18 protein-coding genes are annotated in these 16,282 nt (G+C 55.3%); 10 read left to right on the plus strand and 8 right to left on the minus strand.

Going from position 1 to position 16,282, the window contains the following annotated elements:
• Positions 1-5 precede the first annotated feature (5 nt).
• The 4 genes from M0Q23_00345 to M0Q23_00360 all read left to right on the plus strand — a co-directional run bounded on the left by M0Q23_00345 (position 6) and on the right by M0Q23_00360 (position 3,398).
• Positions 6-806 (plus strand): enoyl-CoA hydratase-related protein, encoded by an 801-nt coding sequence (locus M0Q23_00345; protein ID MCK9527096.1) that lies wholly within the window; start codon positions 6-8, stop codon positions 804-806.
• Positions 807-886: 80 nt separating this feature from the next.
• Positions 887-2,077, plus strand: a complete 1,191-nt coding sequence (locus M0Q23_00350) for a pyruvate carboxyltransferase (protein ID MCK9527097.1) — start codon at positions 887-889, stop codon at positions 2,075-2,077.
• A 145-nt stretch (positions 2,078-2,222) separates the two neighbouring features.
• Positions 2,223-2,438, plus strand: a complete 216-nt coding sequence (locus tag M0Q23_00355; GenBank protein MCK9527098.1) for an acetyl-CoA carboxylase biotin carboxyl carrier protein subunit — start codon at positions 2,223-2,225, stop codon at positions 2,436-2,438.
• Between the two features lie 168 nt (positions 2,439-2,606).
• A complete protein-coding gene (locus tag M0Q23_00360) occupies positions 2,607-3,398 on the plus strand; it encodes an SDR family oxidoreductase (GenBank protein MCK9527099.1) in 792 nt (263 codons plus the stop codon).
• A gap of 6 nt (positions 3,399-3,404) precedes the next feature.
• Here M0Q23_00360 and M0Q23_00365 read toward each other — a convergent pair whose 3' ends face one another.
• Together M0Q23_00365 and M0Q23_00370 are read right to left on the minus strand one after the other, a co-directional pair.
• On the minus strand, positions 3,405-3,608 hold the full coding sequence (locus M0Q23_00365; protein MCK9527100.1) for a zinc ribbon domain-containing protein: 204 nt from the start codon (positions 3,606-3,608) through the stop codon (positions 3,405-3,407).
• 444 nt (positions 3,609-4,052) lie between these two features.
• Positions 4,053-4,448, minus strand: a complete 396-nt coding sequence (locus M0Q23_00370) for a carboxymuconolactone decarboxylase family protein (GenBank protein MCK9527101.1) — start codon at positions 4,446-4,448, stop codon at positions 4,053-4,055.
• A 497-nt stretch (positions 4,449-4,945) separates the two neighbouring features.
• Between M0Q23_00370 and rplU the strand changes: the two genes are divergently transcribed.
• The 4 genes from rplU (at position 4,946) to proB (ending at position 7,852) form a co-directional block, all read left to right on the plus strand.
• A complete protein-coding gene (gene rplU / locus M0Q23_00375) occupies positions 4,946-5,257 on the plus strand; it encodes a 50S ribosomal protein L21 (protein ID MCK9527102.1) in 312 nt (103 codons plus the stop codon).
• A gap of 13 nt (positions 5,258-5,270) precedes the next feature.
• Positions 5,271-5,525 carry a 50S ribosomal protein L27 gene (gene rpmA, locus M0Q23_00380; GenBank protein ID MCK9527103.1) on the plus strand — a complete coding sequence of 85 codons (255 nt, stop codon included), beginning with the start codon at positions 5,271-5,273 and terminating at the stop codon, positions 5,523-5,525.
• Between the two features lie 158 nt (positions 5,526-5,683).
• On the plus strand, positions 5,684-6,694 hold the full coding sequence (gene obgE / locus M0Q23_00385; protein MCK9527104.1) for a GTPase ObgE: 1,011 nt from the start codon (positions 5,684-5,686) through the stop codon (positions 6,692-6,694).
• A gap of 6 nt (positions 6,695-6,700) precedes the next feature.
• On the plus strand, positions 6,701-7,852 hold the full coding sequence (gene proB / locus M0Q23_00390) for a glutamate 5-kinase (GenBank protein ID MCK9527105.1): 1,152 nt from the start codon (positions 6,701-6,703) through the stop codon (positions 7,850-7,852).
• 11 nt (positions 7,853-7,863) lie between these two features.
• Here the strand turns inward: proB and M0Q23_00395 are convergent, their stop codons facing one another.
• Positions 7,864-8,484, minus strand: coding sequence for an MGMT family protein (locus M0Q23_00395; protein ID MCK9527106.1), 621 nt, complete (start codon positions 8,482-8,484; stop codon positions 7,864-7,866).
• A gap of 205 nt (positions 8,485-8,689) precedes the next feature.
• On the opposite strand from M0Q23_00395, the gene M0Q23_00400 reads away from it, so the two are divergent.
• The gene (locus M0Q23_00400) at positions 8,690-9,364 is read left to right on the plus strand and encodes a lysophospholipid acyltransferase family protein (GenBank protein MCK9527107.1); all 675 of its coding nucleotides are present in this window, start codon (positions 8,690-8,692) and stop codon (positions 9,362-9,364) included.
• Here the strand turns inward: M0Q23_00400 and M0Q23_00405 are convergent, their stop codons facing one another.
• The 4 genes from M0Q23_00405 to M0Q23_00420 form a co-directional block, all read right to left on the minus strand.
• A complete protein-coding gene (locus tag M0Q23_00405; protein MCK9527108.1) occupies positions 9,365-9,892 on the minus strand; it encodes a gamma carbonic anhydrase family protein in 528 nt (175 codons plus the stop codon).
• A gap of 64 nt (positions 9,893-9,956) precedes the next feature.
• Complete coding sequence (locus M0Q23_00410) at positions 9,957-10,931, minus strand: polyprenyl synthetase family protein (GenBank protein MCK9527109.1); 975 nt, start codon at positions 10,929-10,931, stop codon at positions 9,957-9,959.
• Between the two features lie 145 nt (positions 10,932-11,076).
• Entirely contained in the window at positions 11,077-12,492 is a 1,416-nt protein-coding gene (gene rmuC, locus M0Q23_00415; GenBank protein MCK9527110.1) for a DNA recombination protein RmuC, read from the minus strand.
• A gap of 1 nt (position 12,493) precedes the next feature.
• The gene (locus M0Q23_00420; protein ID MCK9527111.1) at positions 12,494-13,213 is read right to left on the minus strand and encodes an SOS response-associated peptidase; all 720 of its coding nucleotides are present in this window, start codon (positions 13,211-13,213) and stop codon (positions 12,494-12,496) included.
• Between the two features lie 151 nt (positions 13,214-13,364).
• Between M0Q23_00420 and M0Q23_00425 the strand changes: the two genes are divergently transcribed.
• Positions 13,365-13,799, plus strand: coding sequence for a universal stress protein (locus tag M0Q23_00425; GenBank protein ID MCK9527112.1), 435 nt, complete (start codon positions 13,365-13,367; stop codon positions 13,797-13,799).
• Between the two features lie 185 nt (positions 13,800-13,984).
• On the opposite strand, the gene M0Q23_00430 is transcribed toward M0Q23_00425, so the two are convergent.
• Entirely contained in the window at positions 13,985-15,805 is a 1,821-nt protein-coding gene (locus M0Q23_00430; GenBank protein MCK9527113.1) for a long-chain fatty acid--CoA ligase, read from the minus strand.
• Between the last annotated feature and the right edge of the window lie 477 nt (positions 15,806-16,282).

The raw sequence follows: 16,282 nt of genomic DNA on the forward strand, positions 1-16,282 counted from the left end.
TGATCATGTCAGAAATTCTGTTGCAGGAAAGGACAGACGAAGGCATCCTGATTCTCACTCTGAATCGCCCCGATGCCATGAACTGCTTCAATTTTGATCTGCTTGCCGTTCTGTCCGATGTGATTCGCGAAGCCAATTTCGACATGGACCTTCGCTGCATCATCGTTACCGGATCCCGTTCCGGCGACGATCCCAAAAAGTGGGCATTTTCAACCGGGGCAGACTTGAAGGAGCGCCGGACACTGACGCAGGACCAGGTCCGCCGGTTCATCTTCACGATCCGTAACACTTTTACCGCCGTGGAGCAGGTTCGTGTTCCCGTGATAGCCGCCATCAATGGCTACGCTTTCGGCGGCGGGACAGAACTGGCACTGGCCTGTGATCTGCGGATCGCCTCGTCAAACGTTCTCATGGGATTGACAGAGACGAGCCTCGCCATCATTCCCGGAGCCGGCGGGACTCAGCGTCTCCCCCGCATTGTGGGCGTAGCCAAGGCGAAGGAGCTTATTTTCACGGCCAGAAGGATCAACGCCCAGACGGCGCTTGAAATCGGTCTCGTGAGCCGTGTCGTGGAACCTGACCAACTGATGGACGCGGCCATGGAGCTGGCCCGAGAAATTGCCAAGAACGGCCCCATCGGCGTGGCCCAGGCGAAATTCACCCTCAACTACGGGACCGAAGCCAGCCTCGGCGTTGCCCTGCCACTGGAATCCAAGGCCTACGAAGTGACGATTCCCACGAAGGATCGGCTGGAAGCCCTGGCCGCCTTCGTGGAAAAACGCAAACCAGTCTTTAAGGGAGAATAAGAATCCTCCTCCCTTCTGCCGCCGGGAGGAGGAATAATTCGTTATTAACGATTGACAAACACTGAAGGAGGAGAAGTTGTATGGCGACAGAATATGATCTTTGGAAAATTTTTCCAAGAATGCCGAAAAAGGTTACCATCGGCGACATAACCATCCGTGATGGTTTTCAGCACCATGAGAAGTTCATTTCCACGAAGGCCAAGATTTTTTACGGCCAGGAAATGATCCTCGCCGGGTGCCGGGAGCTCGAGGTGACGAACCTGGCTCCGCGCACGACACCGCAGTTCGTCGACGCGGCTGATGTCATGAAGGCTCTGCGGGACGATGAGTTCCGGAAGCGTGCCGCCCGTCGCGGCATCGACATCGACAAGGACATCTGCCTGACGGCCGTCACGATCCGCGAACCATCGGTTGACCTTGCCATCCAGATGAAGCAGGAAGGGTACGGCCCGGACCGCATACTCATGATGGTATCCACCGACCCGGAACACCATTTTGCCAATTCGGGCACCACGCTGACCCAGTACTGGCGCGAAGCCGAGCGCTGCATCAAGAAGGCCCGCGACGCGGGAATCAAGATGTGCGGCACGGTGAGTACCATCTGGGGCAGCCCCATCAGCGGCGCCACGAAACTCGAGGATGCCGTGGAATTCACCAAGCGCTGGTTTGAGATCGGTGCCCATGACATCGAGCACGCCGACCATGACGGTTCTGCCAATGCCGCCGACGTGTACCGCTACTTTTCGATGATTCTCGATGCCATGCCGAACCCCGAGGCCCATCTCTGCCACCTGCACGAAACAAAGCGCATCGCTTCCTCGTCAGTCCTCGCAGCCCTCCAGGCCGGTCTCACCCGCTTCGAGGCGACGCTTGGAGGTATGGGCGGCCAGCCGGCGAACTTCCTTGATGATTGTCCCATCAGGGGAACCGGCGAGTACTATTACAAGGACGCCCGTTATGTGGGTCTCATCTGCATGGAAGACCTGCTCGTTCAGATCGACGAGTTGGGAATCGAGCATGGCTACGATGTGGACCGCATCCTCTGGCTCGGTCAGAAAATGGAGAAGACAGCGGGCATGCGGCTTCGGTCGGAAGCGGTCATCAATGGCCGGACCCAGAAGGAAGGGAACTGGCAGTTCGCCCGTCCGGGCCTGAAAAAACTCATTGAAAGGGAAGGGGAACAGCCGGGTCAGCGAATTCCTCCGGACTGGGCTCCGAAGGCCGTTCTGCCCGAAAAGTGGGGTCCCTCGGATCCGACCTGGGCACAATAAACGTCTCATCACGGGTGACGGCAGGGGGAGCCCCGGCTCCCCCTTTCATCCGGAACCTGAAAACATTACACAGGATACACTGCCCGAAGCAGGCATATCTTGCAGGGCAAGCCAATTAAATACCGAAGGAGGAGGTTCACACACAATGGCTTTAGAAATCGTAGCACCCATGCCCGGAACGATCGGGGAAATTCTGGTTGAGGTCGGCGATGCCGTCAATGCGGATGATGAGCTCATCATCCTCGAAGCCATGAAAATGGAAAACCCCATCGTCGCTCCTGAGGCGGGGACCGTTAAAGAAATCAAGGTAAAGGAGGCGGATAAAGTCGACTCCAACCAGTTGCTGATCGTGTTGGAGTAGCTGTTTTGCTGCCTTGAAGCTCCCTCCTCCGTGTGGATACGGTGGGGGGAGCTTTCACTTTTTTGATGGCCTCGTAAAAAGTCCTGATACTTATAGGTACTATTTTTTAGCCACGACAGCCGGCTTACCGGCCTGTGAGACTCATTTCTTCAGGAGGAGGAACAACCGATGGATCTGAAATTGAAAGATAAAGTCGCTTTGGTTGCCGGCGGCAGCATGGGGTTGGGAAAAGCTGTGGCGATGACGCTGTCGGAAGAAGGAGCCCGCGTGGCTGTCGGAGCCCTCGATGATTCCTTCCTTCCCGAAGCGGCCGATGAAATACGCCGCGCAACCGGTGGCGAGGTACTCGCCATAGCCACAGACGTCAGCAAGCCTGACGAAGCGCGGCTGTTCGTGCGGAAAGCCATCGATCATTTCGGGACGGTGGACATCCTTGTCAACAACGCCGGCGGACCGCCATCGACGCCCTTTCTTGATATAGACGATACCCTCTGGGAGTTTGGTTTTCGCCTGAACCTTTTGAGTACCATCGCCATGACCCGCGAAGTAATTCCCGTTATGAAAGAGAAGAGGTGGGGCCGCATCATCAACATGACGTCCATTTCGGTCAAGCAGCCCATCGATGGATTGATCCTGTCGAACACGATCCGTTCCGGCGTCATCGGCCTTGCCAAGTCACTGTCCAATGAACTGGCGCCCTTCAACATCACCGTCAACAGCGTCTGCCCCGGTTATACCATGACCGAACGTGTCCGAACGCTTGCCGCATCTATGGCCGAAAAGGAACAGACAACACCGGAGGAAATAATCCGGCGCTGGGAATCCGCCATTCCCATGGGAAGAATGGGTACCCCTGAAGAGTTCTCGACCCTTGTCGCCTACCTTGCGTCTGAGGGGAGCGGGTATATCACGGGGGCGGCTATTCAGATCGACGGGGGATGGTACAAGGGAATCATGTAGAGACGATCATTTGAACTTTAGAGGGTTAACCTTCCGTTCCATGCCATCGAGGAACTTGGACCAGGCGTCGGTCTTGAAGGCCGTAACCAGTTTTTTCGGAGACCGGCCTCCGCATTTCGGGCACTCAAGTCCATCCCAGGGTTCATCAATTTTTAAAAGCGCCTCGTATTCATGACCGCATAGGGTACAGGCAAAATCATACAGTGGCATTGCTTGAGTTCTCCGCTTCGGTTCCAGTCATGACGCCCTCGAAAAAAGCCGGGAAATATCCAATGGATTTCTCGTCGCGATGCTCCTCGAAATGACAAAATTCAAAGGTCTCGGAGGCGTGCCTTCGGTACCATGGTACGAAGCCGTCAGTCGTGGCACCATCCTGTTTTCTTTCGTAGTCTCACCTCTCCTACCACAAGCCCCGGGGTTGGTCAAGTCTGACGCGATGTGCTTTGAACGCGATCAATGACTGACGAAACTTTGAGGTCAAACTACACCATGATGACCTCTGTTGAAAAACCGGGTACGGAATACGGTACCCCCAACCTGAAAAGCCTTTCCTTCCGAATCAGCAGGGCTTGTGGGAACATAAGGACACGATGGCGGTTCCCCCTTGCTCGCGCCGCGGAGGGAGAGGGAACCGCCCGGTGTAATCACCAGGGATCATGTGAGCGGCCACTCACCCCGCTCCTTGAGAACTTCCCGGTAGACTTCCAGTGCTTCATTGACCGCCGGCATGCCCGCGTAGGTGGCAACCTGAAAGAAAATTTCCGTAAGTTTGTGCGGATCGCACCCCACATTCAACGCGGCGTTCACATGCAGGCGCAACTCGTCAGCGGCCCTGAGGGACGCGAGCATGGCGCAGGCCGCCATCTGCCGTTCCTGGATCGTCAGAACCTTTCGGGAATAGAGGTTCCCCGTGATAAAGCGTGAAAAATCATTGGCCAGCTCACGATTGAATTCCCGCCACATAACAAAGGGCGGCGTGAGCTTCGCGCCACCTGAAAAAAGTAATTGAGCCGTTTCCTGCGTCTGGGTCTTGATATCTTTTTCCGCCATTGTCCGCTCCTTTTGCATACCAGTATTGACGAGCCCGTAAAAAGTTGCCGGAAATAGGACCTCCGGCACTACAGCCGGATGCTTAATCGCGCTCTCTCCTTCGGGGGGAAAACTGCTCCGTGGAACGCCCGGTCATGCTTCCCAAGGAATAATAAGCCTGACATGGTACGCGTGCCGTGTAAAAGCTCATCCTCCGGAGCAAAAACTGCGCCGGGGGATACGAAGCCACGCTTCCCAAGGAAATAATAAGAGCGTGACACGGTACCTGCCTATATCAAAATCATCGAGCTTACTCAAGCATCAACTTGCCCCGGCGACCTCTGCAGGCAACCCTGTCAAGCATCGTGGGGCACCGCACGAGCCCGGCCGTCCGGTCTCGTCGGCATAAAAAAGTGGTTGATTTTATCACTTCATTCTGGTAGGTAAGCGTTTTCTCCAGGTTCTTCGAGAATCGGGAGTGATCAGTATCGATATTCTATGGTAAAGGGTAGTCGACTATGTATGCTGTCATAAAAACCGGAGGGAAACAGTACCAGGTTGCTGTTGGTGAGATGCTCGAATTTGAGAAAATCGAGGGAAATCCAGGAGAGTCGGTTGCTTTTGATCAGGTATTGATGGTCCGCGACGACGACTCCATCAGAGTGGGAACGCCTCTGGTGAAAGGGGCAACGGTGACGGGAACAATCATCGCACAGAAAAAGGGTCCCAAGATTACCGTCTTTAAAATGAAACGGCGCAAGGGATACAGGAAGAAGGCAGGTCACCGGCAGCAGTTGACACGGCTCAGAATAACGGAAATCGCGGGGTAGGGAGGAAGAAGCCATGGCTCATAAAAAAGGCCAGGGAAGCAGTAGAAACGGACGGGACAGCCAGTCCCAGCGTCGGGGCGTCAAGGCCTTCGGCGGAGAGCGTGTCAGCGCCGGTTCGATCATAATCCGCCAGATCGGAACAAAGATACACCCGGGGCTCAACGTGGGTATGGGAAAAGACTACACGATCTACTCGAAAATAGACGGGATCGTCACCTTCGAACGAAAGGACAAAACCCGGAAAAAAGTGAGTGTTTACGCGAGCTGATCCCTTTTTGCGCGGCGGAACCGGCCGCCGGATCTTCTCACATACAAGGATCTTCAAGGTGTTAGTGGCGACCGCCCCGGCTAACACCTTTTTTTATGGACCCGCCAAAAGACACTGATGAAGTACTGTCGCCATGAGGACGGATACTTACCACCGCCATGAAATTTGTCGATGAAGCAAAAATTTACATAAAGGCCGGCAACGGGGGACGGGGGTGTGTCAGCTTCAGGCGGGAGAAGCATGTTCCCCGGGGCGGTCCCGACGGTGGAAATGGAGGCAAAGGAGGGAACGTAATCCTCAGGGCGTCATCAAACCGGCACACCCTGCTGGACCTGAAGTTCAATCAGCATTGGAAGGCTCAAAACGGAGGACCGGGGGGAGGAAACAACCGAACGGGGAAAAACGGTACTGATGTGGAAATTTCCGTACCCATGGGAACTGTGATCCGTGACGCTGAAAGCGGAACCCTCCTCGGTGATCTGGTCGGAGAAGGACAGGTCTGTATCGCAGCAAAGGGCGGCATGGGGGGCAGGGGAAACGCTCACTTTAAAACCGCCACCCGCCGGACACCCCGTTTCGCCCAGGATGGGATCGCCGGCGACGAACGAACGATCACCCTCGAACTGAAACTTCTTGCCGACGTTGGAATTATCGGATTTCCCAACGCGGGGAAGTCTACACTCATTTCCAGCATATCGGCGGCGCGGCCCAAAATCGCTGATTATCCCTTTACGACGCTGACCCCCAACCTCGGCGTGGTTCAGTACGGGGACTATGACAGTTTCGTTATCGCCGACATTCCGGGCCTGATCGAGGGTGCTCACCGGGGAACGGGACTGGGGACACAGTTTCTTCGCCATGTGGAACGAACATCCGTACTTCTTCATGTCATCGACATATCTCGTGAAGAATGCCGCGGCGCATGGCAGGATTATGAAGCCATCAACAAGGAACTCGCCCTGTTCAACGATTCGATGCTCGAAAAGCCGCAGGTGGTGGTTTTCAGCAAGATGGACCTTCCCGCGGTCCGCCGGGAAGCAGACAGGGAGTCACTCCCCTTCCGGAAACACAGCATCCCTGTTTGTCTTGTATCGGCCGTCACGGGGGCGGGTCTCACAGAACTTATACGGGAAACCGTTTCACGGCTCAGTGAAGAAAAGAACAGGTAAGCCGCCATGATCGAAGAACGATTGGAAATTGTAAAAAAAACACGAAGAGTCCTCGTTAAGGTGGGAAGCGGCGTCCTGACGAAGAGCGGAGGAATAGACGGGAAAATCATCGCCAATCTCGCGCAGGAAATAGCCCGCCTGTCCGATGAAGGACTCCAGTTCGTCATCGTTTCGTCCGGAGCCATTGCATCGGGAAGGAGCAGGTTGGGAGCACGGGCACCCCTGAAGAATCTTCCCCAGAAACAGGCAGCCGCAGCAGTCGGGCAGGGACTGCTCATGGAAGTCTATTCAAAGGCTTTTGGAAAGCACGGCCTGATTGTGGCGCAAATGCTTCTCACCATGAGCGACCTTGTGGACCGGAAGCGGTACCTCAACACCCGCAACACCCTGTCGGCGCTCATGGAATGGAAGGTCATCCCTATCATCAACGAAAACGACACCGTTTCCGTCGACGAAATCAAGTTCGGCGACAACGACACACTGGCTTCCATGATGGCAAATATCATGGAAGCAAACCTCCTGATAAACCTGACTAACACCGAAGGCCTCTATGATCGGAATCCCCGGTCCGCCCCGGGAAAGGCGCGGTTCATACCACTGGTACGGGAAATTACCGATGAAATAGAATCCTTCACATCTTCAGAAACGGACACCGTGGGTACGGGAGGCATGAAAAGCAAACTCATGGCCGCGCGGAAGGTCACTTCCTTTGGAATTCCCTGTATTATAGCTCCTGGAAAGCGAAAGGGGGTTCTCCAGGAAATATTCGAAGGCAAGGAAACCGGAACGCTCTTCCTTCCCAGGCAGACACACATGACCAGCAAAAAATACTGGATTGCCTTCACCCTGAGGTCACGGGGAAAGCTCGTCATTGATGACGGGGCGGTGGGCGCCATCGTCAACAACGGCAAGAGCCTTCTGCCCACAGGCATTATAGAGGTGGACGGGGATTTTTCCATCGGGGACCCCGTAACGTGCATCGACACGAAGGGAACGGTCATAGCCAAGGGGCTGGCAAATTACAGCTCTGCCGACCTGGGAAAAATCAAGGGTCTGAAAACCTCCCGCATCGAACAGGTCCTGGGAACCAAGCCCTATGACGAGGTCATACACCGTGACAATATGGCCGTATCGATGCCGGCGAAAAAAACGGTTTGAATGAGGGCTGTTCAGTCTTGTAAGCGCTCCCCCCGGAACCCGGCTACGAGGCATCGGGGCGACACAACCCCCTTCCCCGAGAAAATCACGCCCTCCCGGCGCAGGAGAGATTCCTTCATGGAGGTGCCGCCGCCGAACTGTCCGATTTCCCCTGAGACCCGTATGACCCGATGGCAAGGAAAGACCAGGGGAAAGGGATTGCGGGCGAGGGCCGTTCCCACGGCCCGGGCAGCCCCGGGAGCGCCGATGGATCGGGCGAGCGTTCCGTATGAAACGGTCATGCCCCGGGGAATATCCCTCAATCTTAACAGCACCTTCCGCTGAAAATCATAACAGTGGTCGAGGTCAATCAGGTCGAGGGACGGATCTTTGGAAGCCTCGCCTTCGAAGGAACGCCGAAGTTCCTCCTCCAGGGAGGTCAAGGAGGTCGGCGGAGAGGAAAGGGTATTCCCGGCATGCTCCTCCCAAACGTGGCACAGGCGGCCGGCTGGCAATGCCTCTCCGGGCAGGTGAATAGCCACAACCGAATACCGGAAACCATCATGACGCCGGCATATCCGAAGGTCGCCATACTCTGTGGCTACTGTTTTACAGCACAGGGAGTCTTTCGGGGAATCGGCGGCAGTCTTCATGGTCGTATCATATCCTTCGGAACCATTTGACAAACTGGTACAAAATCGAAAAACGTCCGATAGAGGGCAGCTTCGTGAAAAGCTCCTTTTACGAAGCCATCATATTTTCTTTGACAGGTACCAAACGATGCTTTACCCTGTCCCTCTCGACGCGTCGCGAAGATCGAACAGCTGAAAGGAAGCCCCCGGCGAACTCCGGTCTGTCATGAGCAGAAAAAAAACTTTCAAGTTCAGACTCTTGAACAACAACCTCACCATCATTCTTCTATCGCTCCTCCTGACGACGTACTCAAAAACCGTACGGGTACGATTTGAGGGGCTCGACAGAATACTCGATCATATCAGCAGTAGCGGTCCCGTGGTTCTATGCTCCTGGCATCAACGCTTTTTCGCCGGCTTCTATCTTCCCCGGATACTCAAACGGCCCATTGCCATCATGATCTCCCAAAGCAGCGACGGCGATTTCATCTCCGCTGTCGTGGAGCGGATCGGATGGATACCGGTCAGGGGATCCAGCTCCCGGGGAGGTAAAAAAGCGCTTCGTGAGCTCATCGACCTGGCGAACCGGCACGGAATCTGTGGACATATCGTCGACGGTCCCACAGGGCCTCCCCGGCGGATCAAGCCGGGACTCATCAGCCTGGCGCACCAGGCAAGGGCGGCCATCTGTCTCGTCTATGTTCACTACGACAACCCCTGGGTTTTCAACAGCTGGGATCGATTCATGGTCCCCAGGCCCGGCAGCGGTGCCCTTATACGGTTCGGTCCTCCGCAGCAGGTCCCCGACGATATGGATGACGGTACATTTGAAGCACTGCGGCGCCGCGTCGAAGAAACCATGATCAGGGAGTACGAATCCCGCGAAGGATCCCTTGCATGATCAGCGGAGGCATTGCATGGTCTCTTTGTAAAGCCGGACAAGTCCCTGGTAGAGTTTCGCTCCTTCCCGGATGTGTTCCACCTGCTCCCGGGAGATTGAATCTTTAATAATCCGCGCCGGGTTTCCCGCCACCACCGCCCCGGCAGGTACCCTCATACCCGTGGGCACTACGGAACCAGCCGCAACAATGCATTCCTTTTCACAATGGACACCGAAGAGAAGTACAGCCCCCATGCCGACAACGCAGCCGGGTTCGAGATGAACATCGTGAAGCAGGGCCCCGTGACCGATGGTGCAGTTGTCCTCGATTACCACGCTCATTCCAGGGTTCACGTGGATGACTGCATTATCCTGGAAATTGACGCCTTCACCGATGACGACGGGCCCGAAATCGGCCCGGATGACCGATCCCGGGGCGATGAAGCAGCCGCTGCCGATGGTGACATCACCGATAATAACGGCATGGGGATGGACAAAGGTCCCGGGCGATATGACGGGTTTTTCCCCTTGTAAGGAATAAACGGACATGACGGTCTCTTTCGTGGGGATATTCTGCTCCCCGTTGCTGTACCCGCCGGAGCGGCAGGCATGTTTATAGATTCCTTTGAAGTACGTGATCCGACATCGAAAGAAGCGCCTTTTTGGGAAAAGAGTCCGGAAAGGGGGTCAGAAGCTGCTTTGCTTCCTCTACAAACCGTCCGGCCCTTTCTCGAGCGTAATCGATACCACCATAGGCATTGATAAACCGTGCCACTTCAAATACTTCCTTGTCTCCGACAGTCTTCCCCGCAATGATTGCCCTGATGCGGTCTCCTTCTCCGGCGGGACACTGCTTCAACGACCATATAAGGGGAAGGGTCATCTTCCCTTCCATGATGTCCATTCCTATGGTTTTACCGAATTCTTCCTCGATGCCGACGTAATCAAGCGTATCGTCGGTCATCTGGAAGGTAACGCCCAGCTTCATGCCGAAGCGCTTCATTATATCAACCGAGGATTCGGGAGCCTCCGCCAAAACCGCGCCCAGGGCGCAGGCCACGGCCATGAGTACGGCGGTTTTTTTCTCCGTTATAGAAAGATACTCCTCTTCAGTAATGTTGACGTCCCCGCTTCTCATCAACTGGATGGTCTCCCCCTCCACCATGGCCGTCGTGGCCCAGGCGACCAGCTGCTGAACAGTTTGGTTGTTTATTTCCGTCAGTAACCTGTGGGCCGTAGCATACAGGTAATCCCCTACCAGTACGCTCGCGGCATTGCCCCATACCCGGTTGGCGGAGGCTTTCCCCCGTCGCATGCTGGCGTGATCGATGACATCATCGTGAAGAAGAGATGCCGTGTGGATAAATTCTATGACCGTCGCGAGGGGATAGCGTCCTTCACCCCGGTAGCCGAAAAGGTCGGCGGTGATCATCAGAAGAAGGGGCCGGATGCGCTTCCCGCCGCTCATGATGATGTGCCGTGATATCTCGGGAATAAGCTTCACATAGGAATTCTGCTCTTTTTCAAGAAGCGATTCGACTATGGCCATCTCATGCTCATAAGCGGTGGTGATGTCCCGTAATTGCATAAAGCGACTACCTCGCGTCCAAAACCGTAATGGCTTCGTATAGTTCATGGATACGATATTGTCAACTGTTGCGGACTGAGATCCGTACCCTTCATCACGTGATTACGCCGTTTCACGCAATCTCCGGGTATCATGATTTTTCCCTTTAAGCCTGGTCGTCTTCCTCCATCTCCGGCGCGGTGAGCGCCCGAAGCGTTGTCTCGACGGGTGACAGCGGCGGTATCTCGTTGCCGGTCGTGGCGCCCAAATCCCTGAACCTGCGGGCGGCGGGCAGAACCCTGGCTTCCATCGAGCCGATGGCGCTGTTGTAGGAAGCATTGGCCTTTTCCAGTCCCTTGCCGATGTCGCCGATGTGCTCGGCCATGGTCCTCATGCGTTCGTAGAGCTGCCTGCCGAGATCGCTGATGGCCTGGGCGTTCCTGGCAATTTGTTCCTGCCGCCACCCGTACGCTACCGCACGGAGTAAAGCGATGAGCGTCGTTGGAGTCGCAAGAATCACGCGCCGTTCGAGTCCGTCTTCGATGAGTCTGTGATCGGCATCCACCGCCGCACCAAAAAATGACTCGCCGGGAATAAACATCACGACAAACTCGGGAGTTTTCGCGAACCGGCTCCAATAGGCCTTCGACGCGAGGGAATTCATGTGAGTCCGGACCTGCGCCGCATGGCGCGTCATGGCCGCCCTGCGGGCGTCTTCTGACTCGGCGTCTACGGCATCCAGGTAGGCTTCCAGCGATATTTTCGAATCCACGACGATTTCCCGTTCAGCCGGCAGACGCACGAGGAGATCCGGGCGCTGTCGCCCCTCCACGGCATCGGCACTGACCTGCTCGGAGAAATCGCAGTGCTCCGACATCCCCGCCAATTCCACCACACGGCGCAGGGTCATCTCTCCCCAGCGGCCGCGTACGTGCGGCTTGCGCAGGGCTGTGACCAGATTGGCTGTCTCCTTTTGCAGTTGCTGCTGACTCGCGGACAGAAGCTTCAGATGCTCCGACAGTCCGGAATAGGCCACCTGCCGATTCTTTTCGATCTCGCGAACATGTTCTTCAAACCTGGTGAGGGACTCCGCCAGAGGATTGACCAGGCCCCGGATAGCTTCCTGTCGTTTTCCAAGATCCCCTCTGGCTTCGACAAGTACCTTGTCGAGAGTCTCTTTAGCACGTTCAAGAAAGCTGGTCGTGCTGGTGTTGAGAGTGTCACCGGCCAAGGCTTTGAAAGTATCCGTCAATCCGGATTTAGCTTCGTCGAGGAGCGTCTTCTCTTCCTGAAGCCGCAGTACGGTTTCCTTCAACTCGGTTTCGGCTTTCACCCTGGCACTGTTCTCTTTGGTCAGTTCATCTCTCACCCTGGAAATATCCTCGGCAACCTTCTGATTCTGCACTCGCAGTTCAGCTATGGTGCCTTCCAGACCCGAAGCATGTCCTTCAGCTGTATTCGCACGGCGCTCGGATTCCTCCAGCCTGGCGGCCAGGGACTTGGTAACGCGGGCGGAGACAAGCAGCCAGGCCACAAGACCGCCGATGAGAAAACAAGCCAAGACGATGAGGGCGTACTCCATTTTAATCCTCCTTCCCGAGCTGAGTGTTTCCGTTTCGACCCGCCCACGGGCACTTGACAGGTTCAATGCACTCGGGGCCGTCATGGGCGGGGGAATTTACCAGCGTTGACACTTCCCAGGCATCCATGCCTTCCGGTGACCGGGGCGCCATCAGAGTCAGCAATGCCGGCTCGGTACTCGACGGTTCGAGCCACAGGTCGATTTGATCCCCGGAGAGGATGACCGGCATCCTGTCATGTATCGGCAGAATCAGATCATTGGCCGCCGTGGTGACAATGACGCAGGCAGGAAGCGTTCCGCCATCGGATGGGCGGCGGTACAGGGCGGCAAATCCCGAAGGATGGGGCGCTGCCACAGGGATATACCAGGGGATTCTCCTCCCTCCCCGTCTTTGCCATTCGTAATACCCATCGGCGATCACCACGCACCGGCGTCGTTTGAAGGCTTCACGGAAGGTAGGCTTTCTGTGAACCGTTTCTGAACGGGCATTTATCAGTGTTTGAACCGTCCCACGGGTTCCTGTGCCGAAAAGGGGAATACCCCAGTACAGGTCCACCAGGCTCCGATTGCCGTCATCATCCTGAATGGCCGCCGCCACAGCGCTTCCGGGAGCCTTGTTGTAACTCTTCGACAGGGAGGATGAAACACGCGCTATATTGAACCGTTGGACGGTCTCCTCCAAACCCGATATCATGACGAAACGACCGCACATGTCGTACATTCTCCGTGGCATTCATGAGCAAAGGTCTGTTGACTTATTCCGGCGGTTATTCTATATGAATTTTCAGTGAAAAGACAGTGGCTATGCGATTATGCCGGATAGCCGGAGGAAATGACCACACTGCGGGAACGGCTTCAAAAGGAGACGCGCCATGTTCAGGAAAATACTCTATCCCACTGATTTTTCTTCTATATCGAAGAAAGTCGTCGCTGCGATCAAGCAGTTGAAAGATGCAGGAACCGAGGAGATCGTGCTGATTAATGTCATTGACAGCAGAAACATCGACGCCATGGTTCACTGGGCGCCTACCGAATATGAACACATAAGGAATGTTATCGAAGACAACACGCGGAAAGAAGCCGAAGAAGCAGCCCGTGATCTGAAAGAGGCGGGGTTCAAGGTAACTGTCATGGTTACCGAGGGAATCCCGGCCCAGGAAATTCTGAAGGCTGAAAAGCAAACCGGTGTTTCATCAATAATTATCGGTTCCCACGGGAAAAGCAATCTCCAGGAAATGTTGCTGGGCTCCGTGTCTGATGTCGTCATACGGAAGGCAGAAAAACCCGTCATCGTTATCAAGCGTTGAGACAGGGCCGTCACCTTTCTGCCACCCCCGTCCCGGGCAGCGGGTGCCGGAAACTATCCCGGCGCCTGACAGGACATCAGCCGAAACCGGGGAAACGCAAAAATACCCCTGCCTTTCAAACCCGTTGTTGCGGTCGCGAAGGCAGGGGAATCTTTCGTGTCAATACCTGCACTCCCGTGTTTCTCTTACTCTGACCCGTATGTCTCTTCAATGCGGTCGGCGTACTTTTCGTAGACGGCCCGTCGTTTCAGCTTCATTGTCTGCGTGAGGGTACCATTTTCCAGGGAGAAGCCTTCTTTCAGGAAAATGTATTTTTTGGGTATTTCATACGAACCGTACTTGCCTTCCAGCACCGCGTTAACCTGCTTTTTAATCTCTTCCTGAACCACGGGCAGGTCGATCAGTTCCTTCGCCGTTCCGGTGAGATTATTGTCTTTCGCCCAGGTTTCCAAAGCGATGTCGTCGGAAACGACGAAGCAGATATTGTAGGGACGTCCGTCTCCATAAAGCATCGCGGCCTCAACAAGGGGAACGAGGCGGATGTCCTCTTCCAGGGAAGCGGGAAAGACATACTTCCCGTTCTCCAGCTTGTACTGTTCCTTGATTCTTCCGGTGATAAAAAGGTACCCGTCGTCGTTCAGACGGCCACGGTCACCGGTACGGAATCCACCGTCCTCCATGAGAACGGCCTTCGTTTCCTCGGGTTTGTTGTGATAGCCCTTCATGACATTCGGCCCGTACACAATTATTTCACCGTCACCCAGTTCGGGGTCGCCGTAGGTAGTGTCTATGACGACTTTTACCTTCTCGATAGGCCTTCCCACCGATCCGAGGCACACGCCGGAGGGAGAATTGACCGTTACGGCCGGTGAGGTTTCCGTCAGGCCGTAGCAGTCGTAAACCGATATGCCGATATCGAAGAAAAACTGGGCAATATCGGGATTCATGGCGGCGCTTCCAGACATGGACTCCTTGAGACGCCCTCCGAATCGCTCGCGGATTTTCGAGAAGACGAGCTTGTCGCCAAGGTTGAACTTGAAATTTGTCATGGCGCCGGGAGACTGCCCTGCTTTCAGGGCATTTCTCTTTTCAGTCGCGGCGTTCAAGGCGAACAGGAAAAGTTTCTTCCTGATCCCCCCATCTTTGTTCATTCTGGCCCAGAGACCGTCATAGATCCTGTTGAAAATCCGGGGCACGGCAATGAGGAACGTGGGCTTCACTTTCTGGATGTCTTCCAGAATGGTCTGAGCACTCCCGGCTATTCCCATCGTGGCTCCTACACGGGTCATGGCGTAGAGCTCCGCTGTCTGGCCAAAGGAATGTGCCCAGGGAATAATGGACAGGGTCACTGAATGTTCGTTGACCGTTGTAAAGTCTTTGAGTCCCGAGATAACGTTGCTTGTGAAGTTGCCGTGAGTGAGAAGAACCCCCTTGGGGTCTCCCGTGGTCCCCGACGTGTAGATAAGAACCGCGACTTCATCGCCGGCGGGATACACCGACGGTACAGGGTGTTCTTTCCCCGCCCGTTCCAGTTCCGCCATCGTTCCGGGGCCGTCTCCTTCGACCAGAATGAGCTTCTCCAAGGTGGTGATTCCCTCGATCACGGGTTTGAGTTTCTCCATGACCTCGGGCTTTGACACAAACAAAACTCGAACGGAAGCATCCTTGAGGATGTACTGCCAGGTTTTGGGAAGTTCCGCCTCGTACATGGGAACAAAGCGGGCTCCGAGTCCATAGGTGGCAAAGGCGGCTATGGCCCACTCGGCCCGGTTGTTGGCGATGAGCCCCACGACATCTCCCTTGCCGATCCCCATCTTCGCGAGACCCGCCCGCAGGGCATCAACCCGCTCGCCCGTTTCCCGGTAGGTCATCCAGCGAAACGTTCCGTCCGCCTGGCGGGTACCGAAATGGGGCTTGTCGGGAAACCGCTCCACGGCCGATTCCAGAAACTCTACCAGGTTGTCCGGTTTTTCCAGCTCGTAGGAAAGTGTGCCTGCTTGCTCCATGGTATTCAACTCCTTTCTACCGAATTTAGTTTGTGCATTCCCTTAAAAAGTCGAAAACGTCCGATAGAGGACGACTTGCAAAAAGCTCTTTGAGGCAAGGCGCGCACATCCTGAAGAATGCGACGTACTTTTTGAGGTACACCCCGGTGACGAAGGAAAGAGCGCAATCAAGCATCCGGCTCTCGTGCCGGAGGCATGCCTCCGGTACCATGGCACGAAGCCGTCATTCCCCGGCCGCACTCATCCTGGTTGCTTATTGCAACTCTCTGAAAACACTCCAGTCCACCAGGACATCCGGACCTGTGTCGCAGACGCACCGGCACGAAGCACGGCAGTGTCCACGAGAGGATAATTCGACATGGGGAGCAGCCCTTCGCCATGTAATTCCGTCGATATTCCGGTTATGATGTACATTGAAAAAGACGAGGCCCGGAATTGTCCAGAGCAGGGACCTCAACACAACATCAGCCCTCACAA

This window comes from Syntrophales bacterium, from assembly GCA_023228425.1.
Lineage (GTDB): Bacteria > Desulfobacterota > Syntrophia > Syntrophales > UBA2210 > MLS-D.

Coding starts and splice junctions, on each gene's coding strand:
- M0Q23_00355 (MCK9527098.1), top strand. CDS start 2,223: ATGGCTTTAGAAATCGTAGCACCCATGCCCGGAACGATCGGGGAAATT.
- M0Q23_00395 (MCK9527106.1), bottom strand. CDS start 8,484: ATGAAGACTGCCGCCGATTCCCCGAAAGACTCCCTGTGCTGTAAAACA.
- obgE (MCK9527104.1), top strand. CDS start 5,684: ATGAAATTTGTCGATGAAGCAAAAATTTACATAAAGGCCGGCAACGGG.
- rpmA (MCK9527103.1), top strand. CDS start 5,271: ATGGCTCATAAAAAAGGCCAGGGAAGCAGTAGAAACGGACGGGACAGC.
- M0Q23_00420 (MCK9527111.1), bottom strand. CDS start 13,213: ATGTACGACATGTGCGGTCGTTTCGTCATGATATCGGGTTTGGAGGAG.
- M0Q23_00370 (MCK9527101.1), bottom strand. CDS start 4,448: ATGGCGGAAAAAGATATCAAGACCCAGACGCAGGAAACGGCTCAATTA.
- M0Q23_00410 (MCK9527109.1), bottom strand. CDS start 10,931: ATGCAATTACGGGACATCACCACCGCTTATGAGCATGAGATGGCCATA.
- rplU (MCK9527102.1), top strand. CDS start 4,946: ATGTATGCTGTCATAAAAACCGGAGGGAAACAGTACCAGGTTGCTGTT.
- M0Q23_00400 (MCK9527107.1), top strand. CDS start 8,690: ATGAGCAGAAAAAAAACTTTCAAGTTCAGACTCTTGAACAACAACCTC.
- M0Q23_00425 (MCK9527112.1), top strand. CDS start 13,365: ATGTTCAGGAAAATACTCTATCCCACTGATTTTTCTTCTATATCGAAG.
- M0Q23_00360 (MCK9527099.1), top strand. CDS start 2,607: ATGGATCTGAAATTGAAAGATAAAGTCGCTTTGGTTGCCGGCGGCAGC.
- M0Q23_00345 (MCK9527096.1), top strand. CDS start 6: ATGTCAGAAATTCTGTTGCAGGAAAGGACAGACGAAGGCATCCTGATT.
- M0Q23_00365 (MCK9527100.1), bottom strand. CDS start 3,608: ATGCCACTGTATGATTTTGCCTGTACCCTATGCGGTCATGAATACGAG.
- M0Q23_00430 (MCK9527113.1), bottom strand. CDS start 15,805: ATGGAGCAAGCAGGCACACTTTCCTACGAGCTGGAAAAACCGGACAAC.
- M0Q23_00350 (MCK9527097.1), top strand. CDS start 887: ATGGCGACAGAATATGATCTTTGGAAAATTTTTCCAAGAATGCCGAAA.
- proB (MCK9527105.1), top strand. CDS start 6,701: ATGATCGAAGAACGATTGGAAATTGTAAAAAAAACACGAAGAGTCCTC.
- rmuC (MCK9527110.1), bottom strand. CDS start 12,492: ATGGAGTACGCCCTCATCGTCTTGGCTTGTTTTCTCATCGGCGGTCTT.
- M0Q23_00405 (MCK9527108.1), bottom strand. CDS start 9,892: ATGTCCGTTTATTCCTTACAAGGGGAAAAACCCGTCATATCGCCCGGG.